The sequence below is a fragment of the Microcoleus sp. B6-A1 genome (assembly GCF_036705085.1).
Lineage (GTDB): Bacteria > Cyanobacteriota > Cyanobacteriia > Cyanobacteriales > Microcoleaceae > Microcoleus.
In genome coordinates this window covers 1-20,218 of record NZ_JAUBTU010000004.1, presented here as the reverse complement: position 1 = coordinate 20,218, position 20,218 = coordinate 1, and the positions used below count along the sequence as shown (strand labels likewise).

The following is a 20,218-nucleotide window of genomic DNA, read 5'->3' as shown; positions in this document are numbered from 1 at the left end:
ATGGTATGAACTATTGGGGCAATGCAAAATCAGTTCAGGCGTTAACGGTTTATGAGGTGTGGCGCGATCGCTTCCTCCGAGATCGGCTACGCCCTGCTGTCGGAATTGCCATCTTTTTTGCCTTCACAATAACTGTCTATTTTCTGGGCGAAAGATTCTTCGCTCGCCAGGAGTTTAAAAGTGTTTATTTGTACACGAGCGCTGCTGTAGAATTGGGTTTGTTGACCTGTTTTGTGTTGCAAAAAACCTCCTTTGGACAGCGCTATCCCGGTTTGCTATTTTTGGGTTTTTCGTGGTCGCTGACGGTGGTTGTACAGCTTGGGCTAGCTGTGGCACAAGCCGGGGAATTACCAATTTTTACCTGGAGTTTAGCCTTTCTGATCCAAGCTACGCTGATGCCCGTCCGCTGGCGCCTCCACCTGATTTCTCAACTCGGCGTTTTGTTTTGCCACGTCGGGATAAATTTGGTTTTAAATCTAAGTTTTGCTAAGTATACTCCTTTTAAGTTGACCGGGTTGTACTTATATTTGTTTTGGTTTTGTTTGATTTGCGATTTGTCGGTTTATTGGTACGAATGTCTGCAACGGAAAGAGTTTAGTACCAGGCGTGAGTTGGAATCTGCTTACCAGCAGTTGGAGGCGGCGGAGGCGAAATACCGCAGCATTTTTGAGAATGCCGGCGAGGGGATTTTTCAAAGCACTCCCGATGGTCGTTATATTACTGCCAATCCCGCTTTGGCGCGGATTTACGGCTGCGATTCCCCGGAAGAAGTGACGGCAAAGTTTACTGATATTGAGCGGCAGTTGTACGTCGATCCGGCTCGCAGAAATGAGTTTTTGCGATCGATCGAGGAAAGCGGCACAGTATCGGATTTTGAATCTAAAATTTACCGCTGTGACGGCAGTATTGTCTGGATTTCCGAGAAGGCGCGGGCGGTACGGGACAGCAGCGGCGCCGTGCTTTATTATGAGGGTTTAATTGAGGATATCACGCAGCGCAAACAAGCACAAGAATCGCTACGGCTGTTTATCCACGCTCTTTCTCACGACTTGCGAAACCCGGTGGCGGGAATGTTAATGGTGCTGAAAAATTGGCAAACGAAAACCGGGGATTCGATCGCAATTCCCCGTTCTATTTTGGATCGGATGATTCAAGGTAGCGAGCAGCAATTGCGCTTGATAAATTCGCTGTTGGAAGTTCACGCCGGGGAATTGCGCGGTTTGGTTTTGCACTGCGATGCCGTTGATTTGAGGGCGATAGTTGAAGCTGCTGCGACAGATTTGGAGCCTTTAATGAATGAGGGTAAAGCTACTTTTAAAAATTTGGTTCCCGAAGATTTGCCAGCCGTGAATGCTGACAAAACTCAGTTGTGGCGTGTGTTCTCTAATTTGATTGCTAATGCTTTGAAACACAATCTGCCCGGACTTAATTTAACCGTTTCGGCTCAATTAATCAAGGCCGGTAAATTAACTATAAATCAAACAACAGCAAAACAAAACATCGACAAATTACCGATTACCAATCCACAATTCCCCATTACCAATCCCGGAAGTAGGATGATTTACTGTACCGTGGAAGATGACGGGGTGGGAATATTGCCGGAACAGTGCGAACATCTTTTTGACCTTTACGTTAGGGGCGATCAATCCCGACACTCCGTCGGTTTGGGTTTGGGTCTATATCTTTGTCGGCAAATTATTGGCGCTCACGGTGGCCAAATAGGGGTAATTAGCACTCCCGGTGCTGGGGCAAGTTTTTGGTTTACTTTGCCGCTAGCTGAGAATTTCCGTTGATTTTTTTGTATTTTAAATTACATTTAATCTAGCAACCGTCCCAGATATTTAGAACGTTATTAATTGCTGAAACCTTTGCGAAATATGCTTCTTCCTTCTGCCTGGGGCTATACTTTTGTTGTGCCGTCGCAGGTGCTTTTTGAGTGGTTCAAGCCAAATCAGTCGATCGGGCTATTTCGCTCGGACTATTGATATTAATTTAAAACCGTGGTATAGTGACCAAAATGTTTTTAAAGGAAAAAATAAATTTCCGATCTTCACATTTTCTTTAGAAACATCATTTAATCTAGAAAATCTCTAAAACTAGATAAAAAATATGCAATTTATGTTTGTCGAGCAAAGCTCAGAAAATACAGCTAAAGACGATGCAGCTAAGTACGACTCAGCTAAATATAACGAGCGGTCGTTCTCAACTTTAATTCGGGCGCTCCGTCTTTCCCAAGGTTACTTTTCTTTCGTTTTAGTCAACTGCAACTCGCTAGCTTTGCGGCAGCAAATAGTCGATCGGCTGCAAGCAAATTGTCCCGTGAAACCGCGACAACTGTTTTTGCCCAAATCGGCGACAACTCTCTACACGACAATCGCAGCAGAAATAGATGGCGAAAAGCCTCCAGCTTTAATGCTCCTCGGTTTGGAATCCGTGGAGCCGATCGATAGATTGCTCGTTTCTACCAACCTACTATGCAGCGAATTCAGCAAAACATTTTCGTTTCCCCTCGTCTTTTGGGTGACGGATGAGCTCCTGAGAAAAATCATTCGTACCGCCCCGGATTTATACAATCGGATGACGACAATTAGATTTATCAGTAATTAGTAATCAGCCCATCGATTTTAGATTTTAGATTTTAGATTTTAGATTTTAGGTTTTTAACAGTCAACAGCCCATCGATTTTAGATTTTAGATTTTAGATTTTAGATTTTAGATTTTTAACAGTCAACAGTCAACAGTCAACAGTCAACAGCCAACAGTCAACAGTCAACAGTCAACTGTTAAATTCCGCTTCCCACATCTGGACTAATTCTCGCGCCGCCGCAGTTCCCTCAGCAGGAAAACTTGCCAAAAAGTCTTTATCAGCCCCCACGTCGTAAGGCCCTTCCTTAAACTCCAAAATCACAGTATCCTGTGTCAAAGCTACTAACGTTTGACACTCTCCGGGCTAAAGCCACGGAGATTCTTAAGACTTAAGTCTTAAACGCGCTGTCAAATCGCATCTACACGCTCGAAACAACTACTTGCACGAGAAGTATTGCTGTTGCGCTTACTTTTGTTTTTAGATCGCTTTCTGATTCCATCAATAATCCAGTTAGGTACGCTCAACGACTCACTATTACGTGTTTGGACAGGCTCGGCATTGCCGAGTAGCGATCCAACCCAGGAGTTTCACCTTATGAAATCGTTTCAACACGTAGATGGTTGTTCTTACTTGCCTGTCTAAATTATAAACTTTAGCTGAGGATTTATTAGATATTTTAACAAAGTTTTATAATTAAAGCCGTCAAGCTTATGACGGGGCTTCAAACCCAATTTTTTGGTGAACAAATGGGCTAGTCTGGGATCATCGTTATCAGCATCTCTTGACACATGGAAATCGCAACTCAGGTGCGTATCACTAAGGCAATGCGTTTGTCAAGTATCTTTAGAAAAAGTATTAGCCCGATCGCCCTTTCGACTATTCTAGTCTGCGCCAATACCGTTTTTGCATCTGAACCGACGGCGGCACTGTTGGTTCAGCAGCAATTCTCACAGCAGCAACTTAAAGAAGAAATTCACGATCGAGTTCAAGAAGAAGTTGACATTGCTTTCGGGCGCACGGCGGTACTGCTGAACGGGCTGATAATTGCCCTAACTTTGTTTCCGACAGCAGCCGGAGTCGGGGTTTGGTTTCTGTTGAGCAAATTGTCCAAGCAGACAACAATTGCCCGCCAAGAAATTGAAAGTCTCCATTACGATACAATCTCTCAATTAAAACTATTAATTTCCGACGCTGAAACTATCTTAGGCGAAATTCAAAACCCAAGTCACTCGACCGAGGCAGAAACAGACCTTTTATTCCCCGATGCCCAAATTCAAGAATTTGCTCCGGTTAACTATGGCAATTACCAAAAGTTATTGACGGCCGCCGACTATGCTAAACAGGGAGATGCTTGTTTCTTTGAAAACCGTTATCAAGATGCGATCGCCGCTTACGATCAGGCCCTGCAAATTCAGCCGGATTTAGCCGATACTTGGAATAACCGAGGAGTAGTGCTCACGAGAATGCAGCGGTATCCAGAGGCGATCGCCTCTTACGAACAAGCTACTACAATTCGCCCCAATTATCCCGATGCTTGGAACAATCGAGGCGTGGTATTGTTGGAGTTGCAGAAGTACCAGGAGGCGATCGGCTGTTACGAACAAGCAATTCAAGCCAAACCCGATTATGCCGATGCTTGGAACAACCGAGGCGTTGCTTTTTCCAAAATGCAGGAGTACGAACAAGCAGTAATTTCTTACAATCAAGCCCTACAAATTAAAAATGATTATACTGACGCTTGGAACAATCGAGGCGTTGCACTCTCCAAATTGCAAAAATACGAAGATGCGATCGCTTCCTACGACAATGCTGCTAAAATCCGACCTGATTTTTACCGAATTTGGTACAACAAAGCCCGATGTTATGCCCTACAAGGTAAAATTGAATTAGCCATTGAAAATTTAAAGCGCGCCCTCAATCTCAATCCGAATGTATGTAAAGAGTTGGCAAAAAGTGAAGCTGATTTGGAGAAGATTCGCGAACATGAAGCCTTCAAGCAGTTGATTAATTGAGCGGAACTAAGTAGATGAGTGGGAAAATACCTACAGCCTATTCCAGGTTTACGAAGTTTAGGGACAAAGGTTTTCGCCGTTTCCCTACGGGGATATGACGCTAGGCGGGGGTACTTCATAAGCGTGGAATCTGCTGTAATACCAATTTTAAAAAAGAATGCAACAGTATTCTTGTTCCCCCCGCAATGCAGCGGGGGGGCTAGGGGGGGTCGAAGAGTGTTGCACGATTTTAGAGAATTAGTATTACTTCTGTTTGATTACTACCAAAGTAATGTCATCAAATACTTTTTGCTCCCCGATGTATCGCCGCACGTCGTCAATAACAGCTTGCTTGATTTCTGTTGCTGACTTTTCCCTGTTAAGGACAACAACTTCAATCAATGGCTCGATACCGTATTGATTTTTATTCATATCAAAAGCTTCGGTAATTCCATCTGTGTAGAGTACGACAACATCCCCCGAATTCAACTGTATTTCAGTAGAAGCAATGAAATCGGCAATATCTGCTTCCAAGGCGATGGGAAAACCTAACTCTATGGTATCAATCCGCTCTACTTCGCCGCTGTCACGCACGACAATCACCTCTTCGTGCTGTCCGCTCAAATGCAGGGTGTTGTCCCCCCGATATTCCAGCAAAGAAAGGCTCATATTTTTACCGGAATCCATGCGCTCTACGTTGTCAAAAAGCGTTTGGTTGACTGTCTGTAATAATTTAACGGGGTCGGTTTCCTTGTGAACCAGCAAAGTGCGAATTGCTGTTTGCGCCATAATCATTAACACGCCACTTTCTAAACCGTGTCCTGTCACGTCGCCGATGCCAATTGTGGCTTTACCGCCGTGATTTAGTACGTCGTAGTAGTCGCCACCAACTTCATCAGCCGGTTCCATGAAGGCAGCAATTTCTAGCCCTGCAATTGAGTCTAATTCCTGCTGTTGAGGCAAAATCATTTGTTGCAGGCGGCGGGTTACGTCTAGTTCGGCACTCATACGAAGGTTTTCTACTTTTAGCCGTTGGTTCAAAACCAATATTTCTTTATTAGCTTGGGCTAATTGTGCGGTGCGTTCTTCTACTTTTTGCTCTAGGGTTTGATAAAGTTGGGCATTTTCTAGGGCGATAGATGCCTGGGAAGATAGGAGTTGTAAAACTTCTATTCGCGCTGGGGTGAATACTTTTTCTGCTAGGTTGTTTTCTAAGTAAACTACGCCCATGAAGCGACCTTGATTGATGATGGGAGTACAGAGTATGGATTTGGTTTGATGGGCAACAATATAGGGGTCGGCGGCAAACATTGCCTCGGTGGTAGCATTGTTTAAGACGGCAGGTTTTTTGGTTCTTTCTACATAGTTGATGACGCTGATGGGGAGGAATTCGGGGAGGGGCAGATGGGGGATTTGTGAGAGGGTGATGTTGTCGCCTTCCACTTGTCCGACGGCTTCTATGGTGAATGTGTTTGAGTGTTTGAGTAGCAAATATCCGGTTTGTGCGCCGGCATTTTCTATGGCGATTTTGATTAGTTTTGCTAGCAATTCACTGAGGACTATTTCACTGGAGATGGCTTGGGCGGCTTTGAAGACGGAGGCTAAGTCAAATCCTTCGGAATTGCTGCTACTGGTAATGATGGTGGCTAAGGTGAGGCTGGTTTCTGGGGGTTTTTGAGCGTTGATTTTGGCGAAGAATTGCGGATATCGGGTTTCTAAGTCTTTGACTTTGGCTTTGGCTCCCCAGCGGATGTAGCAGTAGTATGCTTCTAGTAGGAAGAAGCGGGCCATGTTTTCTTGGCCGCGAGTTAGGTGAAATTCGCCGGTGAGTTCGTTGGCGAGGGCTTCTTCTTGGGTGTATTGTTGTTCTCTGGCCCCGGTGATGGCCGCATCGTAGAGGGTGATGGCTGCGGGGTAGTCTCCTAAAATTCTCGCTTTTTCTGCTTCTACTAACTCGTATTTGTGTTGGTAGTTGGCGGGGCAATTGTTGGCCCAATGTCTCATTGTTTGTTGATTGGTGGCTACTTGTTGGAGATATTCTCTCTGTTCGGTTTCGCTGACGTGGGGATATTGAGCGAGGAGGCTGAGGGAGTAGTAAAAGTTGAGTTGTGCTGTAGCCATCAAACCGCCAGCAGGTGCCTTATATTTATCTGCTTGTCGAGCATTCTCAACGGCGACTTCTGGTTCTTTAAATAAATATGAAAGTAAAGTTTTAAAAGTGTATATAAAAAACAAGTTATAATAATTATTCATTTGTAATGCAGCTTCAATAGACTCTTTTTCATTATATTGATCGCCTGTTAACTCAGTTAGTCGGTTTGACTGACCCAGTAAATTCAAGTAAAGTTGTTGACACATCTTAATAGCTTCAAAAGAATGAGATTGCTTTAGTTTGCCAATCAAAGATACATACTCTCTGGTTTTAACATCAAGCAAATCTAAGTCGTTGCCCGCAAAGAATATATGAAGATTATTTACTATAATTGCGTAACACCCATACTCTAAATTTCCTGTTTCTAGCCCACTATTAACAGCGTCTTGCAAAGAGTCTATGGTTTCCCTAACATGGTCTTTCCAGTGTCGAATAGATAAGTTAAAGCAATATAAAACAATTACTTTTATATTTTTGGCATTAAATTGCTCCAAAAATCTTAAAGATAACTGACCAAATCTATATCCTGAATCAATATCTCCAGAAGCAGTCAAAAAGATACCATAATGAACGTACACGCCAGCAGCTAAAGGAGGATTTCCGTAAGTTAAGCAGAGATCCACCATTGCAAATAAAAGCCGTGGCAGTAAAGCAGGATTCGTAATATAAGCAGCCGAAGTAACACTTAAAAGAATCCGAATTGCGGCAAACTTATAAGGATCGGTCATTTCGGGAAGGTCGCATAAATCCTCAATTTGTTTATTTTCTTCGGTCATTTTTCTTGAAATTACCTGAATCAAAATTCCGGGATTTTCTGACATTTTCGACAGCGAAATACCTAATTTTTCCAGCACTTCTAGCCCTGTATCTATTGCTTCTGATAGCCTGTATTGAGAAATATAAGACTGAATTTTTACCTCGTAAACTTTCACTCTGTCTAAAAGCGTTTTTCCCTCTTGCAGCACAACTTCTAAAAGCTGTTCCGCCCGTGCAAAATTACCGTTTAAATATTCAGCTTCTACGGTTTCCACATAGATAGGCAGCGTCAAGTCATAATCACTCAGCCAACTATCGGCAGCCAGCAGTCCCAAACTGAGATTAAAATAATTAACAGCCGCTTCAAAGGCTGCGGATGCTTTAGCTTTTTGACCGGCAATCAAGTTAAGTTCTGCTAACAGGTTTTTGTCTGACTGTGCGGCTAGTAGCGGTAATTCCTCTGTGGTTGTCTCTATACCAAAATTCAATTGATTAACCAGGGCAAAAATATTGTTTTTGCGTTCTTCTGCTGTGGTATTTTGCAGCAGCAGTTGACCGATTTGGAAGTGAGTTGATTTTTTCTCGGTTTCGGGAATCAGAGAATAGGCAGATTGCTGCACTCTGTCGTGCAAGAATTTGTAATCTACTTTCACATCTTGCAGCCGCACTGATTCAGATTCCGAATCGACAAATACCAAGGGAATTTTGTAGGCTTCGGAGAGGGGTAAAATCAAACCCGCCTGAAGCGCTGGCCACAACTGTGCCCCGGATACTAATTCTGATGCTTGGTTGACAATCGCTAAAACATCTAAGTTGAAAGTGTTGCCAACGCAAGCGGCAAGTTTTAAGGCTTTCTGAGTAACCTCTGGTAGTTTTTGAATGTTTCTAGCAATCAGTTCGACCACGTTTAAATCGGTAATGCCAATGGCTTGGATTGCCTCGATATCCCATTGCCATTTATCGCTGCTGGCTTCATAATGCAGCAGGTTTTCCAAGGCGAGGGTTTTCAGCAGTTGGGTTAAAAAGAAAGGGTTGCCTTGGGTTTTGCTAAACAGGAGTTGTGAAAAGGATTGAATGCGTTTTGTGGCTGCGGATTCATTGAGAGTATCGGCAATCAGTTGGCTAACATGATTTAGCGCTAAAGGTTGGACGGTGATGTTGTTGAGATTTGCCCCCGATGCGCGGATTTTTTCTAAGGTTTGAATTAAAGGGTGAGTGGGGTTGACTTCGTTATCGCGATATGCTCCAATGATTAACAAAAATTGGCTGTCAGAGTCACTCATCAGCAGTTGCATCAGTTTCAGGGAGGCTGCATCTGCCCACTGCAAGTCATCTAAAAAAAGGACAACGGGGTGTTGGGGCTGACAAAAGACTTTGAGGAATTGTTGAAAAACTCGATTGAAGCGGTTTTGTGATTCTGTTGGCCCTAATTGCGGTACTTCTGGCTGGGGGCCGATAATGAATTCAACTTCGGGGATGACATCAATAATGACTTGGGCATTGGGGATCAGGGCATCTAAGAGTTGATGTTTCCAACTGGCAACTTGTCCGGCATTTTCTGTGAGTAATTGGTTAATTAAGGCTTGAAAAGCTGTGATGATGGCTGAGTAGGGAATGTTACGGTTAAATTGGTCAAATTTGCCGGAAATGAAATAACCCCGCTGGCGGACTATGGGTTTGTGAACTTCGTTGACGATGGCGGTTTTGCCAATGCCCGAATAACCGGATACTAGGATCATTTCGGCATGGCTTTGATCCCGCCCGGCCCCCCTTGATAAGGGGGGGGTAAGAGAGGGTTCTTCGCTTGGAACCCCCCCGGCCCCCCTTGCTAAGGGGGGAGTAAGAGGGGATTCCTCTAAAGCCCCCTTACTAAGGGGGTTGGGGGTTAGAGATGTTGGGGTTATAGAGGGTTCTTCGCTTGGAACCCCCCCGGCCCCCCTTGCTAAGGGGGGAGTAAGAGTGGATTCCTCTAAAGCCCCCTTACTAAGGGGGTTGGGGGTTAGAGATGTCGGGGTTATAGAGGAGTGGCTAATTCTTTCAAAGGCGGCTAGTAATTCTATTACTTCCTGTTCGCGGCCGTAAAGTTTTTGTGGTATCAGTAATTGGCTACCTTTGTCACGGGTGGCAATGGCAAAAGGTGCTATTGTTCCTGTAGCAAGCAACTGATTTAAACAAGTTTCTAAGTCAAATTTTAATCCCGCTGCGCTCTGATATCTCTCTTCGGCATTTTTCGCTAAGAGCTTCATTACGATATCAGAAATAATTTGAGGAATTTCTCTAATTTCACAAATAGGTAAAGGCTGTTTAGCTAAGTGACAATGTATTAACTCCATCGGATCGACCGTAGAAAAAGGTAACTGACCCGCCAGCATTTCGTATAAAGTAACTCCTAAAGAATAATAGTCGGTTCGGTAATCTACCGAGCGGTTCATTCGCCCCGTTTGTTCTGGGGAGAGATAGGCGAGAGTACCCGCCAGTTCTGAGGGGTTGCTCACAGATTGATTTTCTTGTTGCAGGCGGGAGGAAATGCTAAAGTCAGTGAGTTTGACTTCGCCTGTGGTAGAGTTAATAATGATATTGCCCGGTTTAATATCTTTGTGAATAATCGAATGGCGGTGCAAATAATCTAAGGCATCTATTAAGGCAATGGCAATTCTCAGAACTTCTGTCAAAGGGAAGGTTTGGTTAGTAAGTAACTGGTCGAGAGAGGAGCCGCCAAAATCTTCTAAGATTAGGGCAAAGCTATTGCGATAGTTTTCTAGGCTATAGACTTTGGTGATACTAGAACTGTCTAGGGGTTGGGTAATTTTGTATTCATTTCTGAGGCGGGTGACTTCTTCCAGAGTTGGGTACTCGGATTTGAGGAGTTTGACGATAATGGGTTGCTGGTCTGCTTCGCGGTAGCCTCGATAAACCAAACTTTTTACGCCGCTGTGAAGTTCTTGTACAATGCGATATCCGTTAAGTCCGAGCATAGTCCCTGCGCTGGTTGGTATTGTGCTTGTTAGTGATATTAGCCTATCGGGAGTGAAAACCACTGTATCATCAAGAAAATCCGTAAAAATTCATATTTTGCATGACGATAGAAAAGCTGTAGGGGCGGGTTCACCAACAATATTTGGTGAAAATCAACCATCTGATAAACCCGCCCCGGCCGGAATATTATGATGGTCAACTCATCGGATAGGATATGACATGAAGCGATCGGGAGATTTGTCGTTGGGTGGGGGCGGGTTTATGAGATAATCTATCTTAACCAAATATTGTTGGTGAACCCGCCCCTACAACATTTAACATAATACAATAAGCCAGGTCGCGGTCAATAGTTGCTGATCGAGACTGTAGAGAACTCATCTGTTATAGAATAACAGCAAAATCTATATTTCCCACAAAAGGGAGCTAGGAGAAAATTATGGCATTTCCGCAGGATTGGAGAAGCGCTGAAGCTGAAATATCTCGGTTCATTGCTCAGTCATGGTTAAACCCTGAACTTTACAATAACTTGCTCACTCGACCCACCGCTACCCTCCGGGAGGCTGGATTAATTGAAGACTTCGTAGAAGTCCGCATCAATCAGAGTCCCGATGCAGTTCCCGTCCTTCTAGGTACTCAAGGGGAAACGGTGATTTATGTCCTACCCCTACCTCCCAAACCCGATGATCTGACAGAGGAACAGATTAGCAGTTGGCTTGATGGGCGGGCTGAGATATTACCAGGAAGACTTAGGGTCTGTTGCACCTAAAGTTCCTTTAGCTTACCGCAGGCGGAACCCGTAGCTTGCCAGTTTTTCGGCCCCGCTTGTCTAGTCGCAGCGGGGCCGCTTCAGGAGAGTTGGCTGTAGTAAAGAGACGTAATTTTTCCCAACCTACTTCCCTTATTTTTGGGATTGTATCTGAATTATATGGCTGCGGCGGGTTTATATTATTTGTTAATAATTATCCCATATCACCGCTAACCCGCCCCGGCTTTTATCTGACGCTAAAATCCATTCAAACATTATATTAAACACCCTTCAGGATGCTCTACCAACCAAAGTTTAAAAATTGCTTCACCGTCGAAATCATCAAATCGGTGGGAGTATTCCTGATCTCCGAGTCAGATTCCTTCGTCCTCTCAGGCCACCTTTACGAACTATTAACCCCCTTAATTAACGGTAACAACACCGCAGACGAAATCGTCAATCAACTGCGAGGTCAAGCCTCACCGCCAGAAATTTACTATACCCTAGCCCTGCTAGAAAAACAAGGCCACCTGATCGAAAACGACACCTCCCTCCCCGATGAAACTGCTGCATTCTACACCCTTTTAAACATCTCCCCTCAGCAAGCCACATCGCGCCTACAATCCCTCAAAGTAGCCGTCATCTCCTACAGCCAAATTCCAGCAGAAACTTGCATTAGCGCCCTAGAAACCCTCGGCATTCAAACCTCGGCCACCGCAGATATCACCGTCATCCTAGCCGACGATTACCTGCAACCAGAACTGGGCGAATTCAACCAAAAAGCCCTTCAAACAGGCAACCCTTGGCTACTCGTCAAACCTACAAGTTCCACAATTTGGGTTGGCCCGATTTTCCACCCCGAAACCACCGCCTGCTGGGAATGTCTCGCCCAACGCCTGAGAGCAAATCGCCCCACCCAAAGCTTCATCCAGCGTCAAAAAAACTACTCAACACCCTTATTAAATCCCCCATCTTACCTACCTTCCACCCTACAAATGGGTTTAAATTTAGCCGCCACAGAACTAGCAAAATGGATTATCCAAGGCAATAATAAAACCTTAGAAAATACAATAATTGCCTTTGACACCAAAACCCTCAAAACCACCAACCACACCATAACTAAACGCCCCCAATGCCCCGAATGCGGTCAACTTCCGCCCCAAGAAATCCAGCCCTTTGTCCTCCAAAGCCAGAAAAAAACCTTTACCGCCGACGGCGGACATCGCGGCTTTTCCCCAACCGAAACCCTGCAAAAATTTGACAGCCAAATCAGTCCCATAACCGGAGTTGTGCGCGGTTTACTCAAAGTTCCCCAAACAACCAATGCTTTAACACCGAACTACTTAGCCGGCCACAATTTCGCTACCATGTTCGATGACTTGTACTTCCTCAAAGAAAACTTACGCGGCAGAAGTGCCGGCAAAGGCAAAACCGACGAACAAGCCAAAGCCAGTGCCTTGGGAGAAGCCATTGAGAGATATTCCGGCGTATTTCAAGGCGACGAAATCCGAAAAAAAGGCAGCTATCAAACAATGGGAGAAACCGCCCTTCACCCCAATGATTGCATGGGTTTTAGTGCAGCGCAATATAACACTCGCCACGAATGGAATAAAACCTGTAATAACTTCTTTCAAAGAGTCCCCGAACCCTTCGATACCAGCCGAGAAATTGACTGGACACCAATTTGGTCATTAACTCATCAACGAGTCAAATATTTACCCACAGCTTACTGTTATTACGGCTATCCCAAACCCGAAAAACCCGACTGTTGGGCGGACTCCAACGGTAGCGCCGCCGGCAATACCAAAGAAGAGGCAATTTTGCAAGGATTTATGGAATTAGTCGAGCGAGATAGCGTTGCCTTGTGGTGGTACAATCGAGTTAAAGTCCCCGCAGTTGATTTAGATAGCTTTAACGATTCCTACATTCAAGAACTCAGAAACTATTATCAAAGTATAGAGCGAAGTCTCTGGGTTTTAGACCTCACCAGTGATTTTAACATTCCCGTTTTTGCCGCCCTTTCTCACCGCATCGACAGAGAAATCGAAGACATTATTTTTGGTTTTGGCGCACATTTCGATCCCAAAATTGCCCTATCTCGCGCTTTAACAGAAGTCAATCAATCGTTACCCGCAGTATTAACCTTTAACAGCGATGGTAGCACAAATTACGGCGTTTCCGACGGCCTCACTGTTGAGTGGTACAAAACCGCCACCCTAGAAAATAAATCTTATTTAACGCCCGATACTTCCCAACCTTTAAAATTACTATCTGACTATCCCCCCTTAGCCAGCGATGATTTAAAAGCAGACGTTGAAAAGTGCGTAAAAATAGCTGAAACATTAGGCTTAGAAACCTTTGTTTTAGATCAAACCAGGCCCGACATTGGCTTAAATGTCGTCAAAGTTATAGTACCAGGAATGCGGCACTTTTGGAAACGCTTAGCACCAGGGCGACTTTATGACATTCCCGTGAAATTAGGCTGGCTAGATGCACCAATCCCCGAACACCAAATCAACCCATTCCCGATATTCTTTTAAGATTAATTATGAGTGAAACCATCCCCCAAATCATCCTTTCTTTTAAGCCAGAAATTTCTCTAATTGAGGATGCCGAAAAAGGCTTAATTTTAAAAGCCCCATACATCGACTTTAACCTCAACAAACTCTCCCCCGGAATTGTCGCCGCGATTAAAGTTATTTCTACCGCAGGCGCCACCGAAACAGCCCTAACTCAACTGGTAGTTGCTACCGATGGCAGTTCCGCCCTCGCTAAATTCTACTACTACCTAGAACAATTTGTCATCCTGGGTTTAGTTTACCATACTTTAGAAATAGACGGCAGTGCGATCGCTACAGCCGTGCCAATAGCCACACCCTATAAATGGCAATTATCAGAGACAATTACTGATAATAACTATCAACTTTCACGCTTTGCCTATTGCCACTCAGAAAAATCCCATCTTGTAGTAGAATCTCCCCTTTCCAAAGCCAAAATCATTCTCAAAGATTGGCGCAGTGCAGCTTTAATTAACGAACTTTCGCGACCTAAAGCCATCTCGGATTTAACCACAATTCCGGGGGTTTCTGAAGCCACCGCCCGATTATTTATCAGCTTTTTGTTAACTACTGAAGTGCTATCATCTGTTAACAACAATAGCAGCTTAGAACCAAGTAAAACTCTAACTCAATGGGAATTTCACGATTTATTATTTCACTCCCGCAGTCGCGGCGGCAGACATTCCAATCTGATGGGCAAAACCTTTCGATTTTTAGGGCAAATCGAACCGACACCCGTGCTCAAAGCCAAACCATCCAACGAGATTATTAATCTTTATAAACCTGACCTAGACAGTTTGAAACAAACAGATAGACCTTTTACAGCAATTTTAGAATCAAGAAAATCCATTCGGCAACATGGAGAAAAGCCGATTACTGTTGAACAATTAGGAGAATTTCTGTATCGTTCCGCGAGATTGCGCGAGATTGTCCCCAGAGATAACATGGATTGCAGCAATAGACCTTATCCAACCGGAGGCGCTTGCTACGATTTAGAGATTTATACAGCTATCAATCGCTGTGAAAATATTGAGGCTGGCTTGTATTATTATGCACCCGAAGAACACCAACTTTGTAAAATTTCTGGGAAAACAAAGCAGGTAGAAGCATTGCTAAAAAGTGCAGGCTTGTCAGTACAGATAGAGGTAGAACCACAGATTTTAATTCTGCTATCCTCTCGGTTTTCGAGAGTAACTTGGGGCTATGAATCAATGGCCTATAGTCTAATATTAAAGCACGTTGGGATTTTGTATCAAACGATGTATTTAGTGGCAACAGCAATGAATCTCGCGCCGTCGGGAGTTGGCGGGGGAAATTCCGAGTTATTTGCAGCAGCGGCAGGATGCGATTATTTTGCCGAATCCTCAGTGGGAGAGTTTATCTTGGGGAGTCGGTGATTAGTTTCCTATACAGGTAGGGACACGGCACTGCCCATTGGTGTCAACTTAACTTCTAACCCAGTCACAGACTCGGGTTTGACTATTAAACTTAGATCCCCCCTAGCCCCCCTTAATAAGGGGGGGACAGGAATATTCTCAAAGTCCCCCTTCTTAAGGGGGATTTAGGGGGATCTAGACTGGGCTAAAAGCGAGATTTATCAGGGGTTTCAGTCTTAAGTTGACACCAATGGGAACTGCGGTGTCCCTACTACGGGGATTGACGAAAATTAAAATGAATTTTACGACCCTAAATCATAACTGGGTGGCAACCATGCAGGCCGACTCAAGTTAAAGTTTTCCTCTAACATTAATTCTGCACTATTCAACGCTCCTTGCACCCATCCTTGCATATTTGAATAGGCTTCGCCACAGACATAAACATTAGCAGCATGAATCGGATGCCGCATCTGTTTCATCACTTCCCAGGGCTGACAGCGGGGGTTCCAAGAGTGCCATCCTCCCCCGTAGGGATCTTTTTGCCAGTCGATATAAAGGGCGGTATAAGGTTCTGGAATATCTGCTAAATTGTGTAGGGCTTTGATTTGTCGCTGGGCCGTCCGTACCATGTTCTGAGAAGGAACTAAGGGGTCTGTGGTAATAGAACCATCACTTTTCAGAAAAGCTCTCAATTCCAGTTTTTCGCCTCGTTCTCCGCGAAAAGCTGGACGTTTTTCTGGGTTATCTGGATTATAGGCCATCGTTCGCCAAAAACCCGCAGCAATATTATCAGAAAAAACACTTAATAATAGCGAGTTGTGATTGTTGGGATCGCCCCCTTGGGTGCTTTCTGTACCGAAGTAGTAACACTTTTGCATCGGCAAATCTGTAGCTGAAGTACCACCATGAATATTTAGTTCGTGCCACCAAGGAGTATGATAGCCGAGGAAAAGTTTGTAAGCGGAATCGCCACTAACAGTTTGGATATTTTCCTGAAAAGTTGAATTGCTAAATAGGAAATTCTGCTGATTTTCTACGGCCAACAGTTCTAGCGATCGCTTCGGCATTGCTAAAATCAGATGTTTCGCGAACACGGGCGGGAGGGAATGGCCAGCGCGATCGACAAAATTTAACCTAATCAGCCCTTCAGAGGTGCGATCGAAGGTTTTTAATCGATGATTTAGGCACACTTCCCCACCCTGTCTCTCAAATTCTGTCGCGAGGGTTTTCGGTAATGTTTGGTAGCCATCAGCCATCATGTACCAAGTATCGCTGTAGGGAAGAGACATACTCGTAGCGATCGCACTAGCCGCATTCCAAGTACCCAAATCCGAATAGAAAAAGCCTGTATCCAAACAGAGATTGTAAGCCTCGTTGCTAATTTCCTTCAGCAACACTTCCCAAATACTCAAATCATACAAGTGTTGACCGTCAATTTTCAGCGTTTCGCGATCGCGCTTCCACTCTTGTGAGGCAAAATAGGCCGCAGTCAATTTTTGATCGGGAATCGCCCGCCCAACAGCCAAATCGAACAATTCCTCATAATTTTTACCTTCTTCATCCGGCCGTAAATTATAAGGTACTTTATCCGGTTGGTTAAATTCACTCATCAACAAATGGCGATCGCGAACATATGCCCGTACTCCCGGACTGCTAAAGTCAACAACCGTTGTCTTCAGGTTCAGCAACTGAATCAATTCCCAGACAATAGCCTGAGATTCCGTCACATACATCCCACCCAACTCAGCCTGAACATGAGGCATCCCCGGCATTGTCATTGATAATAACCGACCACCAATGCGATCGCTCAATTCATAGAGACGAATCTTAGAAGATTTGTGATGAGATGCTAACCGCCAAGCAGCGTAGACCCCAGAAACGCCACCACCCACAACTGCAACATCAATCATTTGATTTGGCTTAACTGCACTATTACTCATAACTTCCTAGTAAAATTCCCACCTAAAAAATTACTTATCGATCAATCAGCGTCAGGACACTCCAAGAACCTATTAGCGTCAAGTTACATAAAGAGAAAAAACCATCGTAATATAATCAGTCATTGGCCAATAGTAATTCGCATTTAAATTGCATACTAAAAGAAATTTTTCCTCGTGTGGGGAGTAGGGGTTGGGCATCTTGCCCGCCCTCAACATACAAATTAAATGCACAACAGTTTAGTAATTCGCCTCACTTTGATATTGATTGTACGGCATTGCATAATTTTGGGAGGACTCTTGTAGGGTGAACTCTTATAGCCACGCCGAAAAATAAGGGTTTTCAGCTTTGATAAAATTCAAAATCATCCCGCAAATATGCAACGCCTCACTTTCAACTACAAATATTTCTGCAACAACAAACCCATTTTCTCCTTAGTTGCGGTCGGCACTTGATCCAGCCGAGTCAGAATTGCATATTTTAAAGCTGAATGTGCATCAGATACTGGGGGGTTTTCTGTTAGTCTACGGACTGTTTCTTGAATGACTTTTTGAGCATTCTCTGCATTGCGGTGCAAATTGGCTATTACCATTTCTACTGTTACGCTGTCGTGTTCGGTATGCCAGCAGTCGTAGTCTGTGACTAATGCTAAAGTTGCGTAGGCAATTTCAGCTTCTCTCGCTAATTTTGCTTCCGGCAAATTTGTCATCCCAATGACTGTGGCATCCCAACTGCGGTAAAGGTGGGATTCTGCTTTTGTGGAAAATGCGGGGCCTTCCATGCAGACGTAGGTGCCGCCCCGGTGGAGGTTAACGTCGGGGAGGTTCAAGGATTCGATCGCACTTGCTAACACTTTAGCCAATTCGCCGCAAACCGGATCGCCGAATGTGATGTGACCGACTATTCCTTCTCCAAAAAAAGTAGAAACTCGATTTTTTGTACGATCGATAAACTGATCCGGTACTACCATATCTAAAGGTTTCGCCTCTGTTTTCAGGGAACCAACCGCCGACGCTGAGATTAAATACTCAACTCCCAAACTCTTCATTGCATAAATATTTGCGCGATACGGCACTTCTGAGGGCAAAAAAGTGTGGTTGCGGCCGTGTCTAGCCAGAAATGCTACGGGCGTACCGTCCAATGTTCCCACAATTGCGGCATCCGATGGCGCTCCAAAAGGTGTATCAATTTTCACCTCTTCAATATCCTTGAGGGCCTCCATTTTATACAAACCGCTGCCGCCGATAATTCCGATTTTTGCTTGTGCCATTTTTACCCTCTGCTTGAGTTTTACCACAGTGATTCTATCGGGCCATCGTTAAGTTGGCGTAAAGATAATTGAAGATTTCGTGACAACAGTCACCCGACATACACTATTTTGTCACCAAAATCATGTGATATTAATCACAAAGTAGCTTCACAAAATCTTTAAAAATAAAGGTACACAGTTCTGTTACTTATTTTTAGCGTGTTAAGCTCATGACAGTCAGCTCTGCTAACCTCCCCAAAATCTCGATCGAGGCGATCGTCCAGCGCATCTTTGCTTTTCGTCAAATCACCCCCCTTGACAGACGGCTGCTGAAATCAGCCATGCTAGCCCAGAATGGTCTTAACGAAAAAGACCAGTGTCACATCAACCGAGTGTGTCAGGGCATCCAAAACGGCTTGATTTTAGTTGTAGAATAAATTTCCAGCACTATATCTTGCTAGCTCAAGAAGGTGTTTTAAAATTTGTGTCTGAGTCTGTATCTGCTAAAACTGCGTTCGAGCGCTGTTTTACTATTTTTCGGCGCGCGATTGATCAACATCACAAATAATATTATTTATATCGTTGCCGGTTGCATCGGAATTAATAAAATCGAGTCAACAGTTAACATTCAACCATCCAGTTTTGCGACCCCTCCTTCTACATTCAGCAGTCAGTCGATTTTAGATTTTAGATCTTAGAATTGACTCCACAGATGAATCGGGAAGCTGGAAATTAGGTGTAAAATATTTCGCTTCTCAACAGTCAACAGTCAGCAGTCAACAGTCAACAATCATTTCCCTCGTGCAACCGGAATTGATATTACATCTTATCGATCAAAATTCAGCAGCCAAAAGCCTGTATAAGTCATGCCACTATCATCGGGCTGCACTAACAAAAAATGTAATCCTTTACTTAATTGCTTACGCTGTTGGTAAATTTGGGCCGCGGCTTTCACCTCGCTATCTTCAAAAGTAGCCACAACCCACCTATCTACTAACCCAGCTTCCAATATCAATCCGTCTGGTTCTCCAGCGATATAATTCAAAGCAAAAGGTTTGGCATCCTGAAGCCATCTAGCCAACCGCATAGACTGGCGTCCGCCGTCAATCACCACTCCCGGTACGGGTACTGTTGAGGCCAAGCCCAAATTCAGCGGTAACAGCAATTCTGGCATTTCCAAAATTGGCAGGGGACGCCCTTGGAAAGCCTCTTCAATGTCGCCGGCGGGTAGGGAAGCAAAACGCCAGCCATCCCCCCAGAGGTTTTCGGGTAAGGGTACGGGCGGCGGCGAGTCGAGGGCGATCGCGCTGTAAGTTTCACCTGTATAATTAGGCATACTCGAATATTCTTTGGCGCGTTGTTGCAGCAGCAATTTCAGAGCAGCAGTGCGCCGAGTCGCTTCCACCTTGACACCCAAAACTTTGCCCGCAGCTTCGATTAAGCCCAGAGACTGAGGCCTAAATACTTGAATCAAGTCGGGCAAATTCTGAGTTTGAGCTTGCTGCTGCAACTGCGAAGCTAGCCAATTAGAATTTGCGTCTCCCTGGCTACAAACAGCGCTAAATTGAAAACTGCCTTCCGAGTCGCAAATTAAGAGTTCCCACAGTGGTTTGCCAGTTTCGTCTTGGAGAGGGCGGCGGTAAAAATCGGCTTGCCAAATACGCATAAATAATTTAAAAATAAAATCTACAACTCGATAATTTTAATATAGCCTGGTGACAATCCGATACAATACCGAACTTTGAAAAAAAACTTCGAGCGATATAGCCATCCTCGCATCATTTGTGAATTTCTTACTCCCTCCCCTTTATAACCCACATTCCGCACCCCCAACTGGCACATACGCGGATTGAGGGGGTAAAAGTGAATCATCCGAGACAAAGCGTGAGT

Annotated in this window: 13 protein-coding genes; 7 read left to right on the top strand and 6 right to left on the bottom strand. The window is 44.4% G+C overall.

The window, feature by feature from the left end; genetic code table 11:
- Positions 1 to 5 precede the first annotated feature (5 nt).
- Complete coding sequence (locus tag QUB11_RS02110; protein WP_333203709.1) at positions 6 to 1,793, top strand: PAS domain-containing sensor histidine kinase; 1,788 nt, start codon at positions 6 to 8, stop codon at positions 1,791 to 1,793.
- A gap of 316 nt (positions 1,794 to 2,109) precedes the next feature.
- Entirely contained in the window at positions 2,110 to 2,607 is a 498-nt protein-coding gene (locus QUB11_RS02105; RefSeq protein WP_333203711.1) for a hypothetical protein, read from the top strand.
- Positions 2,608 to 2,776: 169 nt separating this feature from the next.
- Here QUB11_RS02105 and QUB11_RS02100 read toward each other — a convergent pair whose 3' ends face one another.
- A complete protein-coding gene (locus QUB11_RS02100) occupies positions 2,777 to 2,923 on the bottom strand; it encodes a hypothetical protein (RefSeq protein WP_333203713.1) in 147 nt (48 codons plus the stop codon).
- A gap of 452 nt (positions 2,924 to 3,375) precedes the next feature.
- Here QUB11_RS02100 and QUB11_RS02095 point away from each other — a divergent pair, with 452 nt between their 5' ends.
- A complete protein-coding gene (locus QUB11_RS02095) occupies positions 3,376 to 4,599 on the top strand; it encodes a tetratricopeptide repeat protein (protein ID WP_333203715.1) in 1,224 nt (407 codons plus the stop codon).
- Between the two features lie 243 nt (positions 4,600 to 4,842).
- On the opposite strand, the gene QUB11_RS02090 is transcribed toward QUB11_RS02095, so the two are convergent.
- Positions 4,843 to 10,461, bottom strand: coding sequence for a protein kinase domain-containing protein (locus QUB11_RS02090; protein WP_333203717.1), 5,619 nt, complete (start codon positions 10,459 to 10,461; stop codon positions 4,843 to 4,845).
- A gap of 437 nt (positions 10,462 to 10,898) precedes the next feature.
- On the opposite strand from QUB11_RS02090, the gene QUB11_RS02085 reads away from it, so the two are divergent.
- The 3 genes from QUB11_RS02085 (at position 10,899) to QUB11_RS02075 (ending at position 15,162) form a co-directional block, all read left to right on the top strand.
- The gene (locus tag QUB11_RS02085) at positions 10,899 to 11,228 is read left to right on the top strand and encodes a hypothetical protein (RefSeq protein WP_333203719.1); all 330 of its coding nucleotides are present in this window, start codon (positions 10,899 to 10,901) and stop codon (positions 11,226 to 11,228) included.
- A gap of 275 nt (positions 11,229 to 11,503) precedes the next feature.
- Positions 11,504 to 13,747, top strand: coding sequence for a TOMM precursor leader peptide-binding protein (locus QUB11_RS02080; RefSeq protein WP_333203721.1), 2,244 nt, complete (start codon positions 11,504 to 11,506; stop codon positions 13,745 to 13,747).
- Positions 13,748 to 13,755: 8 nt separating this feature from the next.
- The gene (locus QUB11_RS02075; RefSeq protein WP_333203723.1) at positions 13,756 to 15,162 is read left to right on the top strand and encodes a SagB family peptide dehydrogenase; all 1,407 of its coding nucleotides are present in this window, start codon (positions 13,756 to 13,758) and stop codon (positions 15,160 to 15,162) included.
- Between the two features lie 281 nt (positions 15,163 to 15,443).
- On the opposite strand, the gene QUB11_RS02070 is transcribed toward QUB11_RS02075, so the two are convergent.
- Together QUB11_RS02070 and QUB11_RS02065 are read right to left on the bottom strand one after the other, a co-directional pair.
- Positions 15,444 to 17,081 (bottom strand): FAD-dependent oxidoreductase, encoded by a 1,638-nt coding sequence (locus QUB11_RS02070; protein WP_333203725.1) that lies wholly within the window; start codon positions 17,079 to 17,081, stop codon positions 15,444 to 15,446.
- 395 nt (positions 17,082 to 17,476) lie between these two features.
- Entirely contained in the window at positions 17,477 to 18,349 is an 873-nt protein-coding gene (locus QUB11_RS02065) for an S-methyl-5'-thioadenosine phosphorylase (protein WP_333203727.1), read from the bottom strand.
- Between the two features lie 209 nt (positions 18,350 to 18,558).
- On the opposite strand from QUB11_RS02065, the gene QUB11_RS02060 reads away from it, so the two are divergent.
- The gene (locus tag QUB11_RS02060) at positions 18,559 to 18,765 is read left to right on the top strand and encodes a hypothetical protein (protein WP_333203729.1); all 207 of its coding nucleotides are present in this window, start codon (positions 18,559 to 18,561) and stop codon (positions 18,763 to 18,765) included.
- A gap of 389 nt (positions 18,766 to 19,154) precedes the next feature.
- Here the strand turns inward: QUB11_RS02060 and QUB11_RS02055 are convergent, their stop codons facing one another.
- Both QUB11_RS02055 and QUB11_RS02050 read right to left on the bottom strand, forming a co-directional pair.
- Complete coding sequence (locus QUB11_RS02055; protein WP_333203731.1) at positions 19,155 to 19,994, bottom strand: Tab2/Atab2 family RNA-binding protein; 840 nt, start codon at positions 19,992 to 19,994, stop codon at positions 19,155 to 19,157.
- A gap of 20 nt (positions 19,995 to 20,014) precedes the next feature.
- A partial coding sequence (locus QUB11_RS02050) for a hypothetical protein (RefSeq protein WP_333389546.1) occupies positions 20,015 to 20,218 on the bottom strand: 204 nt, incomplete at its 5' end.